Source organism: Streptococcus sp. cx1, from assembly GCF_052384325.1.
GTDB classification, from domain to species: domain Bacteria; phylum Bacillota; class Bacilli; order Lactobacillales; family Streptococcaceae; genus Streptococcus; species Streptococcus salivarius_G.
The window spans coordinates 49844-64232 of sequence record NZ_JBQSUN010000008.1 but is presented as its reverse complement, the minus strand read 5'-3'; the positions used below and the strand labels follow the sequence as shown (position 1 = coordinate 64232).

Below are 14389 nucleotides of genomic sequence, written 5' to 3'. Positions count from 1 at the left end.
CCACCTTTCATATAGAGGTTATCTTCGCTTATATTTTTTAGTCTTTCAAGTGGTAAGAATAAGATGAAACAACAATATTCTCACGCCATTTGAGATAATATTTCAATCGTAAACTCATTTGGTTGTGAAGCATGGTTTGCCATGATTTTTTAGGTACAAACTGAGGAATCATGACTGTCAGAGTCGCATTATCCTTCTCAGCTTGAGTGGCGACCTCGTCCACATACTGAATGGTTGACTGAGTGATTGAGCTATATGGTGATTGGATATGAACCATCTCAATTTCAGGGAAATATTTTTTAAACTCTTGTTCAGTTTCCTTGTCCTTGTTCTCTGTATCTTTAGTAGATACATGCATGGCGATAACCTTGTCACCAATAGAACGTGCATAGGAAATAGCTCCGATATTAGCCTTGGTAACATTCCCAACAAGGATAAGAACAATATTTCCTTGATAATGGTGTTCTTCTACCGCTCCATCAATACGCAACTGTTGAGCAACACCATTATAGTGTTTTTTAATCTTAAGGAACATCCACATCAAGATTGCAATAATCGGGAAGAATGGCCAGATATCTCCTAAACGGAAAAGGAAGAGAATGAGAACGATAGCATAACAAATGAGGGCACCTAAGATATTTGCTAAAGAGTGTTTCCAGAATCCCTTACCATATTCACGAATCCAATGGACAACCATCCCCGTTTGAGAAAGAGCAAATGGAATAAATACACCGATGGTGTAAAGCGGAATTAACCGTTCCGTATTTCCTCGGAAAATAAACAAAAGGGTAATGGCACCAATTGCAAGTGTCAAGATCCCATTAGAGTATCCCATACGTGCACCTTTTTCAAGATACATGTGAGGCATGTATTTATTTTTCGCCATATTAAAGGACAACATCGGAAAGGCTGAAAAACCTGTGTTAGCTGCTACTGCAAGAATCATAGCAGTAGAGAATTGGAAAATGTAAAATAGAATACTACCAATCCATGATTGACCGAGGATTTCTCTAGCCATTTGTGACAAGATAGTTACTCCTGCATGAGGTGTAATACCTGTCCACCAGTTGAGGAAGGTAATTCCCGCAAACATAGCCCCCAAAATGCTAGACATGATAAAGAGGGTTGAAGCTGCATTTTTGGCCTTAGGTTTTTGAAAGAAAGGCACCGCATTAGAGATGGCTTCAACCCCTGTCAATGAGGCAGAACCTGAAGTAAAGGCCCTTAAAATAAGAATCAATGACACCCCTGTAATGGGTTGTCCTAAATGTGCTGTGGCTGCGTAAGGCATATGACCAGTTAAAATTTGAAAGAAACCAAATCCCAACAAGAACAGCGTCGAAACAATGAAGAGATAAACCGGTATCATCAAAGATTTTGCCGATTCACGCATTCCCCTAAGATTCATAACCATCAAAACAAGCACCAAAATCATTGATATCTCAAGATTGAAAGGATGAAGGAAGGGAAGGGCTGAAGTAATGGCATCTGCACCTGAGGCCACTGAAACAGCAACTGTCAACATGTAATCGACCAAAAGACTGCCTCCAGCTATCAAGCCAAACTTAGGAGACAGATTTTCCGTCGTTACCATATAGGCACCACCACCTTGAGGATAGGCCTTGATAACCTGTCTATAAGAGATGGTAAGGCTGGCCAAAAGGACAAGAACCAAAAGCCCAATAGGGATTGACCACCAAATAGCCGCACTAGATACAGCTGTCAGAACCAAGACGACTTGCTCTGGACCATAGGCGATAGATGAGAGTGCATCACTCGACAACATGGCCAAGGCCTGAATCTTGGACAATAAGTGTTCATCACCACTATCATCATGAGTTAAAGGTTCACCGATTAAAATGCTTTTCAGACGTTGAAACATTGCGATCTCCTTGCTTTTAAAACATACGAAGGTTATTATACGCCCCTAAATGTCATCTTTCAAGTCTTAAACATCACTTGCCTGCTCTAAAACCCATTTTCTGACCTGAGAAATAAAGTATAGAGATCCCGTAATCACATAAAGTTTCTTATTGTCAGTCGTTACATGTTCTTTAATCCATGTTTTGAAATCTGGTACCTGCTTATAAACCTCTGGGTATTTATCTAATTTAACACTGTTTGGATAATCAAAACTCGTTACAGTCAAGTCACCAACCGATTTTAGTTGAGCCAGCATACCATCAATAGGCTTGGTGTCAATAGCCGCAAAGAGAAGTTCAATCTCCTTATCTGCATGTTCTGATTGCAGCAAGTCAATCAAAACTTTAACACTCTCATTATTATGAGCACCATCAATCATGAGATTAGGTCTTAAAAATTCTGTTCGACCTCGCCAATTGGCATGAGCTAGTGCATCCTTTATGAGTTTAGGAGTTACTTTAGGATAATCTTTTTGAAGCAGTAAAGAAGCCATAATAGCTAAACTAGCATTTGCTACTTGATGTCGACCAGCCATGGCCAAGGCTATATCATCTAACCTTTGCTCCCCATAGGTAAAATCAAAGGAATGACTAGATCCTTCAGTTGTGAAATCTCTCCCCAATTCATAGGTCTTGGACCCTTCTTCACGCGCCTTTTTCTCGAAAACATCTCTAACATCAGTACGGTCAGTCGCATAAATAAAAGGAGCCCCATTCTTCAAAACACCAACTTTTTCTGCTGCAATTTCAGCATGGGTATTTCCCAAAATAGCCTGATGGTCCAAACCAATCGAAGGGCAAAGAACTGCCAAAGGCTTAAATAGATTAGTCGAATCATGAAGGCCGCCCATTCCAGCTTCAATGAATGCGATATCAACAGGATGGACCTGACCAAAATAGAGGAACATCAGAACTGTGATAATTTCAAACTCTGTCGCATTTTCATGCTCTGTCTCTTTTGGTAGACGTTCAACCACAGGCTTCACACGACTAACCAAGTCAAGTAAGTCCTCTTCTGAAATCATCTGACCATTAAGAGAGATTCGTTCCTTGAAGTCAATAATATAGGGCGAGGTAAAGGTTCCAACTTCATAGCCTGCCTGGGTAAAAATTGTTTGTAGGGCATTGACTGTAGACCCTTTGCCGTTTGTTCCCACGATATGCACAGCCTTGAGATTATCTTGTGGATTTCCCAATTCTTTAAGCATCCAAGCCATACGCTCCAAGCCAGGCTTGATGCCAAATTTTAATTGTCCATGAATCCAATCCAATGCTTCCTGATAAGTCATAATTACTCCTTTTTTGGCTAATGCTTCAACTTAGTCATTAAACTGACCTTTAAACTAGATTCCTAGTTTTTCCTTGAGCTTAATGAGTTGACATTCTTATTATACCAAAGACTTCTAGTCTATAACCAAAATATGCAAAAAAGGCAACCCTAGGGTCACCTCTTAAGCTTTCTCTTTTTCGTCAATAACAAGACGAACTTTTTTACCTTGAGTAGGTACCGAATAGACAATCGCTCTTATCGCCGTAATAGTACGTCCTTTTTTCCCGATAACACGCCCAATATCGGCTGGGGCAAGATCAAGATGGTACTCCAAAAACTCAGGACCGTCAATGATTTTGATGGTCAACTGATCTGGTGAAGCAATTAAAGGTTTAACGATAGCGATAACAAGATTTTCAATGGTATCCATAGGCTAAAAAATTATTTTGAGAATTTTGATTCGTGGAATTTCTTCATAACGCCTTCTTTTGAAAGGATGTTACGAACTGTATCTGAAGGTTGTGCACCTTTAGACAACCACTCAAGAACACGTTCTTCTTTAAGTGTTACTTGGTTTTCTTCAACGAGTGGGTTGTAAGTACCAACTGTTTCGATGAAACGTCCATCACGTGGAGCACGTGAATCTGCAACGTTAATACGGTAGAAAGGTTTTTTCTTAGAACCCATACGAGTCAAACGGATTTTTACTGCCATTTTTAATATCTCTTTTCTTTAGTTTTTTTATTATGGTGAGGGCTCTTATCGCCCCTCGACCCTAACTAGTATAACATATAATTTTTATGTGTCAAGAAAAAAACTTGACAGACTTAAATTTTCTACAAAAAAAAATTAGAGTTTGACTCTAACTTCCTTTTAGACTATTTCTTAGTTGTGGTCTTATGATTTTTTTCATAAGCTACTTTTGCTTCAGCATATTGAGCTTCTAAACTCTTAGCCGCTGCCTTTGACACTTTCTCATAAGTATCACGACTAGTCAACTTGCCATCCTCGTTGTATGTAGAAACAACCATGGTATCTTTATTTACAGTATAAGACTTGGTGCGTTTTCCTTTACGGTAGAGTCGGTAGTTATCTACGTTATCCGAAATATAGTAATCTACTAGATTCTTATCTGCATTTGGATAAAGTTGCGAGACAACTTTAGTCAACTCACGCTTAAATTCTGAAACTTCTTTAGTATAGGTAATAGATTTATTCCACTGATCAACAACTTGATATTCCTTCAAATAATCTGAAGCTGTAAAAGTAGGCTGATCCTCCTCACCTTTTTTATAGAAGTAAGAATGCGTTTGTAAATTATTAGAATGATCAACTTTAAGGAAAGAGACGTAAATCTCATCTTTATCTTCATGTTCTTTCAGAGCATTGGTTAACTTACCAGAATTTTCGTCCAAGACCTTAGACGATTTTAATTCCCAAGTTCCCTCAATGTTCCCCGAAGCATTACGCCAAAAACCGTATACACCACCGACAAGCAACATCAAAACAACAGCAACAAGACTAGAAATCAAGGCTCCTTTGCCCCAATTTTTGGCCTTTTGCGACTTTTGATTAGCGTTTTGAATCGTTTCTAGAAGACGAACCTGACTTTCCAATCTCTTTTCCAACTTGGCAACTGTCTGTTCTTCCTTAGATTTAGCTTTGGCAGCTAGCTTTTCGGCTTTTTTCTTATCACGAGCAGCTTGACGAGCAATCTTCTTAGCTGCCTTTTCTTCCTTACGATCAAGTTTTGTCAAATCCTCAGATAATCCAAGATGCTGTGCTTGGTTACTGAAAACTGGAATAGCTTGATTAGGTTCATTCGAGGTATTAACAGAATGATTTCCTGCATCTGGACGAGTTGGCGCATAACTTGCCAAACGTTCCTTAGCCTCTGCGACGCGTTTGCGCTGTTCCTCTTCCTTTTGAATATCCTCAGCCTGACGGCCCGACTGAATGGTTCTTACTTGACCAACAGTCTCTTGAGATAGGGCCTTTCTCTTTTCCTGGGCCGCATTTGCCATAGCTTCTTGCGCGTTGTCACGCTCTTTCTGAGACTGAGCTAGTGCTCTGGCGGTTGCGGTTCCTTCTTCAAACTGTTGGTCAGCTGCTGATTCACCTTGATCAGCTACTTGGTTAGCCTCTGTACCTTCAGAGAGAACAAACTCTCCTCGTTCCAAGGCCTCTTTGAAGTCGATTGGTCTTGGTTTTCGGCCATTAACAGCCTCAAAGTACTCTAACCATTCGTCTTTCAACATAATAAATCCCCCTGAATTAAAAAACACATGATTAACTTCCCTATTTTACCATACTTTTTAACATAAAAATAGGGATTAACAAGAATTCTAAAAATTCTTATTAAGTCCCCATTAATCTTCTTTTGGTGTAATAGACAATAATTGAACAAAACGGTGTTGTGCTGATTCTGTTTCAAGCGTGACGTTGTCGTATCTGAAGAGAATCTCCTCGATATTTGCTAAGCCCAAACCACGACCTGTTCCTTTCGTTGAAAATCCTCTTTGTTTCAAAGGAGCTACATCAATAGAAGCTTCCTTAGTTGAATTTTCAACAACAATAACTGATTGATTTTCCATCTTAAAGATAGCAATAGATAATTTTGGTTTATCTGCTAATACAGTAGCTTCAATAGCATTATCACAAAGAATTGATATGATTGTAATCAAGTCGAGTGGACGCATATCTGTGAAGAAGACCCCCTCTTCAACCTCCACATGACATTGAATACCTTTATCAAAAGCCTCAGCCATTTTAGATGATAAAAGACTCTTAAGTGGCATATTGGTCACACGAGTTAATTTTGCCAAATCAAACTTTTGCTGCTTCAAATCTGATGCCGAATCTTTCAAGACACTATCATAAATCATCTTGATTTGATCGATGTCTTTCATCTGGATGGCTTCATTAAGCGAAATCATAACATTAGTATAGTCGTGACGGAAACTGCGTAGCGTTTCGTAAAGACTTTCGACCTGCTCAGAATACTTCTCTAAATCATCCAAGTGACGTCGATTTTCTTTTCTACGCTCATTTTCAAAGAATTCATCTGCATATTTATTAACCTTGTAAACAGCATAAAAAATAGCTACAAACCCCACTAAGGTTATCACATGTCCAGCATAGTACAAGGCAAAAAATCGCGAGGCCACGACGACAGAATAGTTCAAAATCACATAGCCAATCAAGATAAAGTTAGTGAAAAACATAATCCGACCAAATTTACGATCTCGCTCTAAGACCCTCAAATATTTAAAATCAATGTTAAGGAGCTTGGATAGAGCGACAAATGTTGGAATAATTAAAAGGTCAAAGAAAATGAAATAAAGATAACTTCTGTTTAGAAAATCCGATGTGATGCCGAACCCTGGCATCAGGAAGTAGGCATAACCATTAAAAATCAACAGATAGAGAACTAGAGGATAGAAGGCATAAAAAGCCAACATATTGGTGGTTCTCTCCTTGCCATAGAAATAGGCATAGAAAAGAAGGTAGAACGGTGTCATAAAGGACAAACCGACATTATATGACATCCCCAGTATTCCCCCTATACATTCAACCAGGAACGCAATAGGAAGGATCATACGTTGTACCTTGACCAAGCTGGTCTTTTCGTAGATCCACTGTATGACAATGAAATGCAAAAGATATTCTAATGCAATTTGCAAATTGAGCATCATTTAATGGTTAGCCACCTCCTTCTAGTAATCTTAAATAAGCAGTAAAAAGCCACATTACTATTTTATCACACTTCCTGCTATTATATGAGATAAAATTAAATAATTATCTCGATTTTCAGAAAACTTTCAATAATGATTAGAGAAGAAGGGGAAAATCTGAGCCTTAACGATTTTTCAATCGTTCCAAAAGTTCTTTTTTACGTGTCCGCGATAGGAGGCAGGACTCGTCTCCCTCAAAGAAGACCATATTAGCCGTACGATCCACACTTGTCACATTACTCACATTGACAACAAAAGAGCGATGCGTTTGGAAGAAAATATCATCCAATTTCGCTACTTCTGCAATTTTTCCATAGAATTCTACTAGGTTTGACTTGGTGTGAGCGATCAACTTATGTGGCACAGGGGCTGTTTCAATGTATAAAATGTCATCATAAGGAATGTTAACATCATTTTTATCCGTTTTTACCGTCAGACTCTGTGCCTTGGTTTCTTGCTCAACCTGCGAATACGCAAAATCTAAAAGTTCTACCAAGGCTCTCTTAAGATCTGTATCTTCCATAGACTTATCAACAAAGTCCAAAGCTTGAATCTTATAACGGAAGGTCAAGGGCATAAACTCAGAGTAGGCTGTAACAAAAGCGATTTGTGCTTTCAAATCCTCCTTACGGATTTCAAGCCCAATATCTAGTCCCTGCTTCGTTTGATTTTTAAGGTCAATATCCAAAAGATAAACCATGGATTTACCCGAACCTCTATCAGCATCTAACAAGTCCTGACCCTGCTCATAAAAGGTAATCCCATCAACAACGGCCTTCGACTCCTCAACTGCTTCGTCCAATAAACGGCTAACACGATGACGCTGCAAGGCATCATCTTCAAGGACGATAATAGAAAGCATCTTATTTCCCTCTTTCTTTCTAATATACTTTAATATACCTATTTAACATTTTATCATAATTAATCGGATATTATTCCTTTTTTTACAGCATAAAGTCTTTTTAACTCACCTCATTTCATTTATAAAACAATTGTTATCTACTTGTCACTTTGTCTTCATTTTTAGATGTTATCATGAGAACTGTTTTTGTTTTATATTAAAAAGGAGAAAGTTATGTTACGTTCTTTTAAAACGCAAGGGACTAAGACAAAGACCATCTTAACCCTTGCAACTGTCGGTATCATTAGTGCTTTTCTTGTGGGAAATCCTCAGCATGCCTCTGCGGATCAAACCTATGTTTCAGATCCTAACCAGGCTATGACATTTTCTGAACTTGAAACAACTACAAATACCAATACCATCACTCAAACAGGTGTATCTAGTGAAACACCTACTACTGTGACTACTGTGTCACATACCTCTGTAGATGATCTTCATACACATGAAAATGACTATGAACAAACGCCCACAAATACTCCGACTTTTGAGGAATTGAAACAAGATAGTCAAACAGCTAGCAGTACTGTCGACAGCCAGACTGGTAGCAAAACCTATGAGACTAGAATTCCGACAAATACAGATAGCAATCATAAGGCTGTAGAAAATCACTCTGAACCAAAAACCGAAACTGTCGCTCAAGCACAAACCTGGTCAAAAGATGGTGCTACATGGGTGTCAACAGAAATTAATAATGGTAACGTTCATAAGATTCTATCTACTTATATTCCAAAACCATTAACACCTTCTACAAAGCCCACGACAACAGCTACAACAAAACCTAAACAATCAACTCCTGCTGTTAGTCAACCTAAAAAACCAGCCACAGTCGCTAACAAACCTACAACATCTACAACTCAACCTAAGAAACCAACAACTGTTGTAAACAAGCCAGTGCCTTCTACAACGACACAACCTAAGAAGCCAACAACGACTGTCACTAAACCTACAGCTCCTAAAGCTACTCCTATCCAACCTGCTAAACCAGTGGACCGAGTTGCTCAAGTATGGCAAAAGAATAACGAACTGGTAAAAGAGAATTACGACACTCCTCACTGGTCAAGTAAGGAAGCAACAGTCTTCATCAATGCGAAGAATCCTGAAATCGTGAATGCCTACAAACAAGCTATCACTTCTTGGAATAACACTGGTGCCTTTAATTTCTTGCTCACTAACGATAAACAAAAAGCTAACATCATTGCTGATGAACGTTATGAAGGTAATGTGGCAGCTCCTCTTGGGGTTACCTACTCTACTTACTACCTCCCAACTAAGCAATATAGTAATGCTACTGTTTACTTGAACACCTTCCATGTTCAAAACAATTATTATCAAAAGAATGGTGGAAAACTCCTTAACACTGCGCAACACGAATTAGGCCACTCAATTGGACTTGAGCACAACAGTGCTGTTGCCTCTGTAATGGAACCTAAAGGTGGTAAGACAAGTATCCAACCAGTTGATATTAACAATGTTAAGAAGCTCTATAGCAAGATTTAAGTTCTTACACCATCACTATAATTTATAAGCAGACCTATCAGGTTCTGTTTTTTTTATACAAGTGAGATGACCATTCAAGACCAGAAAATGACTGTTCATGATTTTTTCTTACATATTTTAAAAATGTGTAAAGTTTTCTCCATTTTTTTTGGTAAAATAGAAAATGTAAAGAGAGACCGGATGAGTTAGAAAACTCAACTTTGTTAGTTTTAGCTCATTATTCTCATAAACAGAATAAAAATAGTCTAGGAACCCTTCTTAACATTTATACCTATCTTCCCCAAACACTTTTCCCCATTCCTAGATTTCCAGATCTCTCCTAATAAAGAACGTCTAGCAACAGCAGCTAGGCGTTTTTTATTGTATCTAAAGCACATAGGCCTTGATATTAACCTAGTAGATTAGTAATCGTTCAAAATAATTCTCACAAAATTACCATTCAAGATCAGAAAATGACTGTTCATGATTTTTTCTTACATATTTTAAAAATATGTAAATTTTCTCTGATTTTTTTTGGTACAATAGATAATGTAAAGAGAGACCTAATGAGTTATAGATAAATGTTTTATCATTTAAAACTTATTGTTCTCATAAACATTTTCTAAATAGTCTAGGAACCCTTCTTAACATTTATACCTATCTTCCCCAAACACTTTTCCCCATTCCTAGATTATCAGATCTCTCACAAGAAAATCGTCTAGCTCACCCGGCTAGGCCTTTTTTCTTTTTCTATACTTTTGCTATAATAGAGCCATACCGTTTGAAAGGAACTCATAAAATGACTATAGATCAGCAACTTCTTTGCTACAAACGTTTACCAAACTGGACAGCTACAACACTTCCGGAAATGGTGACGCAAAAACACAATACTAAGGTAGGAACTTGGGCTAAATTGACCATTCTATCGGGATCTCTTCACTTCTACGAATTAGACGAACAGGGAGAGGTTACTGCCGAGCACCTCTTTACCCCCGAGACAGAGATTCCTTTTGTTGAACCACAAGCTTGGCATCGCATCGCTGCTGCTTCAGATGATTTGGAATGCTATCTTTCTTTTTACTGTAAACCTGAAGACTACATGGCTAAAAAGTATGATACTAAAGCCCATTCCGAGGTTCTTGAAGCAGTCCAATCTGGCCATATCAAACCTGGTCGTACCCTTGACCTAGGCTGTGGTCATGGCCGTAACGCTCTTTATTTGGCATCTCTTGGACATGATGTTACAGCCGTTGATGTTAATAACGAAGCTACACAACGCATCCAAATGATTGCAGATGAGGAAAATTACAATGTTAGAGCTGGCTACTACGATATCAATGCTGCTGCTCTTCCTGAGTCTGAGACCTTTGATTTCATCCTCTCAACAGTAGTCTTTATGTTCCTTGATCCCGATCAAATTCCGGCTATTATCAAGAATATGCAAGAGCGTACTGTCGTAGGTGGTTACAATCTGATTGTTTGTGCCATGGATACCGATGAACACCCTTGTACCATGCCTTTCCCATTTACGTTTGAAGAGGGAGAGTTGAAAAATTATTATAGTGACTGGGAGTTAGTCAAGTATAATGAAAATCTTGGTCACCTTCACCGTTTGGATGAATATGGCAATCCCATCGCCCTTCAATTTGCAACCATGTTAGCTAAGAAGGTTAAATAAGAGCGAATGACTGTAGAAGAGCTGAACACAGCTTGACTTGTCTTCAAAGTAAAAACTAGGAACCCAGTCGGATTCCTAGTTTTTTAATTGTTTACAATGTCTGCATATCCTGATTTAAGGTCTGCATTTTCTGTTTCTTTGACATAATAGACACCACCATTGGTAGTTGGTGAATAAAGCACAAAGGGAGTTCCATCTTTTTTGATGGTAAAGAAATAACGGTGAACAGATACATTTTCCCATCTCTCGTAAACGGAAACAATGGTATACTCAGAACTGCTATTACCATTTGCAGCATAAGTAGCATCCACAGTCTGGTTATGGTCCGACATCCAACGGATAGGCAAAGAAGAAGCCTCATTGGTGATTTCTTTGTATCCAGGCTGATTCATCTGATTGCCCCAAGAAACCATCAGACTAGCAAGTCGACTAGCTTTATCATTGGTCCAACGTGGATTTTCAGTGTAAGCCTCCTTGGCGTGGTTAGCATCTGGTGTATCAATACTTGCACTGCTAGATTCATTCGTCTTCGAATGTTCACTCGATGAAGGACTTGATGTGGTTTTAGCCTTCTCTGTCGATGAGAATATCGAGCTAGCCACTGTGGCAGATGACTTGGTCTGTTTGACGTTCTTCATTGAACTAGAGACTAGAGTCAAGCCAATGCCAACTACGATTGCTACTAGAGCCCCCAGAAGAATATAGATATAATTATAATTTTTCGAGATTCCAATAAGGCCAGACTGATAAGCTAATTGTAGTTCATCTGGTTTCGGTTTCCGCCCTTGAACTTGCTCAAAACGACTTATCCATTCTGCTTCTGACAGCTTTCGCATAATTTTCCTCTTCTCTTTATCAATTATCTTCCATCCTATCATAGAACAGTGATGATGACAATAGTAGAGAGAACTTGAGGTCTACCTTCAACCAATTACCCTTTATTTTCAAAATAACGACGAACAATCGGCGCCACTTCTTCACCATAAAGTTTAATAGCCTTTAGAACATCTTCATGTGGCATAGAACCAATTGGGAGATGAAGCATGAAGCGATCTAGCTGTAAATCCTCAATAATACGAATGATTTTTTGAGCAACGTGAGCAGGGTCCCCAACGAACATGGCTCCGTTTGGTCCAACACTAGCATAGTACTGCTCTTTAGTCATTTCAGACCAGTGCGGGCGATCCTTAGCAATGTTATCCACTGTTTGTTTTGTTGGATAAAAATAATTCTCTATCGCTTGGAAATTATTTTCTTCAATCCAACCCCAAGAATGGGCAGCCACCTTAAGTTGTTCATCCGAATAACCATTTCGAGCACCGATTTCCTTATAAACCTCAACTAATTTTGCAAAGGCCTTTGGATTTCCTCCAATTGTAGCATAGGCAATTGGCAGACCTTTTTCCGCAATTTGAATGGTCGACTCAATGTGACCACCTGTCGCTACCCATAATGGAAAATCATCTTGGACTGCTCGCGGATACACAGGGCGATTGTCAACAGATTGAGTATGCTTACCTTGCCAAGTTAAATTCGTTTGCTTTTTCACTTCCAGAAGCATGTCTAGTTTTTCATTGAAAAGTTCATCATAGTCTGAAAGATCATAGCCAAAAAGTGGAAAACTCTCAACAAAAGAACCTCTACTCGCCATGATTTCTGCACGACCATTTGACAGAGCATCAATGGTTGCATACTGCTGATAGACACGAACCGGGTCAATAGACGACAAAATGGTTACTGCACTAGATAAACGAATCTTCTTGGTATTCACAGCACCTGCTGCAAGAACAATTTGCGGTGCCGATACCGCAAAGTCTTCACGGTGATGCTCTCCAATCGCATAAATGTCTAGTCCAACTTGATCCGCCAATTCAATTTCTTCAACGAGGTCTCTAATACGTTGGTCATGAGAGATAGCTTTTCCAGTTGATTCTAGGAGGGTTGTCTCTCCAAAAGTTGAAATGCCAAGTTCAATCGTCATAAATCTTTCCTCCAGTAATTCTTTTATTTGTTATGAGAATAACATTATCGCTAACTAGTGATAAATACAAATAAAAAAGCCTAAGACTCTATTTTCCAAGAAAGGCTAATAGGGTTAGGCAGAAAAGGAGAACTAAAACACCCATGACCACTAGGAGACTAAGCTTATAGCCTAGGGGATTTCTAGGATTTAAACTAGTTCCAAGACCACTCCTACGAAGGACAAATAAGGGTTCCGAGGGAGATTGATTAAGGTTGTAATGCAAGAGATACCTTAAGCAAAATAGAAAGAAGAGACTCATCCCTGGAAAAATGGCAAGGGGAAGAATAATTCCCTGTGACAGACTAGCCATAATGGTAAGAATGATTTGTATCAACAAGAGCACCCAAAACAAGTAATAAATGTAGGATTGCTTTTTCATTAATATGTACCTCTCAATCTAAGATAAGTATACTCCTCCTAGCTTCCCTTATCAAACCCATAACTCGCCTGACACCTTATTTTCTGCTACAATAGATAGGAAAGATTCAAAAAAGGAAACTGTACACATGAAATTAATTTCTTGGAATATTGATTCCCTAAATGCCGCCCTTACTAGTGATTCTGCACGTGCTCAATTATCACGCGCTGTTATCGACACCTTGGTCGCTGAAAATGCAGACATCATTGCTATTCAAGAGACAAAACTGTCTGCTAAAGGTCCGACTAAAAAGCATTTGCAAATCTTGGAAGACTATTTCCCTGACTATGACAATACTTGGCGTTCATCTGTTGAACCTGCCCGTAAAGGTTATGCTGGAACCATGTTCTTGTATAAAAAAGAACTGAATCCAGTCATTACCTATCCTGAAATCGGAGCACCTTCAACCATGGACTGTGAAGGACGTATCATCACTCTCGAATTTGACAATTTCTTTGTGACACAGGTCTACACACCAAACGCTGGTGATGGCCTCAAACGTCTGCTTGAACGTCAAATCTGGGACGAAAAATATGCGGATTACCTAGCTGAATTGGACGCTCAGAAACCAGTTCTTGCGACTGGTGACTACAATGTTGCCCACAAGGAAATCGACTTGGCTAATCCTTCAAGTAATCGTCGTTCACCAGGATTTACAGATGAAGAACGTGCTGGTTTCACTAACCTCCTTGCAAAAGGTTTCACCGATACCTACCGTCACCTCAATGGCGACGTTACAGGAGCCTACACATGGTGGGCCCAACGTAGTAAAACATCTAAAATCAACAATACAGGCTGGAGAATCGACTACTGGTTGACTTCAAACCGTATTGCCGATAAGGTCACAAAATCAGACATGATTGACTCTGGTGATCGCCAAGACCACACACCTATTGTCTTAGAGATTGATTTATAAAATAACTCTAGACCTAAATCACAAAAAGAGTAGAACTGCTACTCTTTTACT

At 39.0% G+C, this 14389-nt stretch carries 12 protein-coding genes; 3 read left to right on the top strand and 9 right to left on the bottom strand.

Going from position 1 to position 14389, the window contains the following annotated elements:
• Positions 1-37: 37 nt before the first annotated feature.
• The 7 genes from ACT170_RS10005 to ACT170_RS09975 all read right to left on the bottom strand — a co-directional run bounded on the left by ACT170_RS10005 (position 38) and on the right by ACT170_RS09975 (position 7788).
• Complete coding sequence (locus ACT170_RS10005; RefSeq protein WP_070576958.1) at positions 38-1882, bottom strand: APC family permease; 1845 nt, start codon at positions 1880-1882, stop codon at positions 38-40.
• A gap of 66 nt (positions 1883-1948) precedes the next feature.
• Positions 1949-3211: a bifunctional folylpolyglutamate synthase/dihydrofolate synthase gene (locus tag ACT170_RS10000; RefSeq protein WP_444818272.1), complete on the bottom strand. Its 1263-nt coding sequence runs from the start codon at positions 3209-3211 to the stop codon at positions 1949-1951.
• A gap of 162 nt (positions 3212-3373) precedes the next feature.
• Positions 3374-3622, bottom strand: a complete 249-nt coding sequence (locus ACT170_RS09995) for a KH domain-containing protein (protein WP_444818271.1) — start codon at positions 3620-3622, stop codon at positions 3374-3376.
• Between the two features lie 11 nt (positions 3623-3633).
• A complete protein-coding gene (gene rpsP / locus ACT170_RS09990) occupies positions 3634-3906 on the bottom strand; it encodes a 30S ribosomal protein S16 (protein WP_002884675.1) in 273 nt (90 codons plus the stop codon).
• A gap of 164 nt (positions 3907-4070) precedes the next feature.
• A complete protein-coding gene (locus ACT170_RS09985) occupies positions 4071-5450 on the bottom strand; it encodes a hypothetical protein (RefSeq protein ID WP_073685867.1) in 1380 nt (459 codons plus the stop codon).
• 111 nt (positions 5451-5561) lie between these two features.
• Complete coding sequence (locus ACT170_RS09980; protein WP_444818270.1) at positions 5562-6740, bottom strand: sensor histidine kinase; 1179 nt, start codon at positions 6738-6740, stop codon at positions 5562-5564.
• A gap of 310 nt (positions 6741-7050) precedes the next feature.
• On the bottom strand, positions 7051-7788 hold the full coding sequence (locus tag ACT170_RS09975) for a LytR/AlgR family response regulator transcription factor (protein ID WP_201041672.1): 738 nt from the start codon (positions 7786-7788) through the stop codon (positions 7051-7053).
• A 213-nt stretch (positions 7789-8001) separates the two neighbouring features.
• On the opposite strand from ACT170_RS09975, the gene ACT170_RS09970 reads away from it, so the two are divergent.
• Both ACT170_RS09970 and tehB read left to right on the top strand, forming a co-directional pair.
• Entirely contained in the window at positions 8002-9324 is a 1323-nt protein-coding gene (locus ACT170_RS09970) for a matrixin family metalloprotease (RefSeq protein WP_118189195.1), read from the top strand.
• A gap of 778 nt (positions 9325-10102) precedes the next feature.
• The gene (gene tehB / locus ACT170_RS09965) at positions 10103-10981 is read left to right on the top strand and encodes an SAM-dependent methyltransferase TehB (RefSeq protein ID WP_444818269.1); all 879 of its coding nucleotides are present in this window, start codon (positions 10103-10105) and stop codon (positions 10979-10981) included.
• An 83-nt stretch (positions 10982-11064) separates the two neighbouring features.
• Here the strand turns inward: tehB and ACT170_RS09960 are convergent, their stop codons facing one another.
• Positions 11065-11817, bottom strand: a complete 753-nt coding sequence (locus ACT170_RS09960) for a DUF4767 domain-containing protein (protein WP_129852021.1) — start codon at positions 11815-11817, stop codon at positions 11065-11067.
• A gap of 95 nt (positions 11818-11912) precedes the next feature.
• Positions 11913-12962 (bottom strand): LLM class flavin-dependent oxidoreductase, encoded by a 1050-nt coding sequence (locus ACT170_RS09955; protein WP_022496799.1) that lies wholly within the window; start codon positions 12960-12962, stop codon positions 11913-11915.
• Positions 12963-13510: 548 nt separating this feature from the next.
• On the opposite strand from ACT170_RS09955, the gene ACT170_RS09950 reads away from it, so the two are divergent.
• The gene (locus ACT170_RS09950; RefSeq protein WP_002884246.1) at positions 13511-14338 is read left to right on the top strand and encodes an exodeoxyribonuclease III; all 828 of its coding nucleotides are present in this window, start codon (positions 13511-13513) and stop codon (positions 14336-14338) included.
• Positions 14339-14389: the final 51 nt, after the last annotated feature.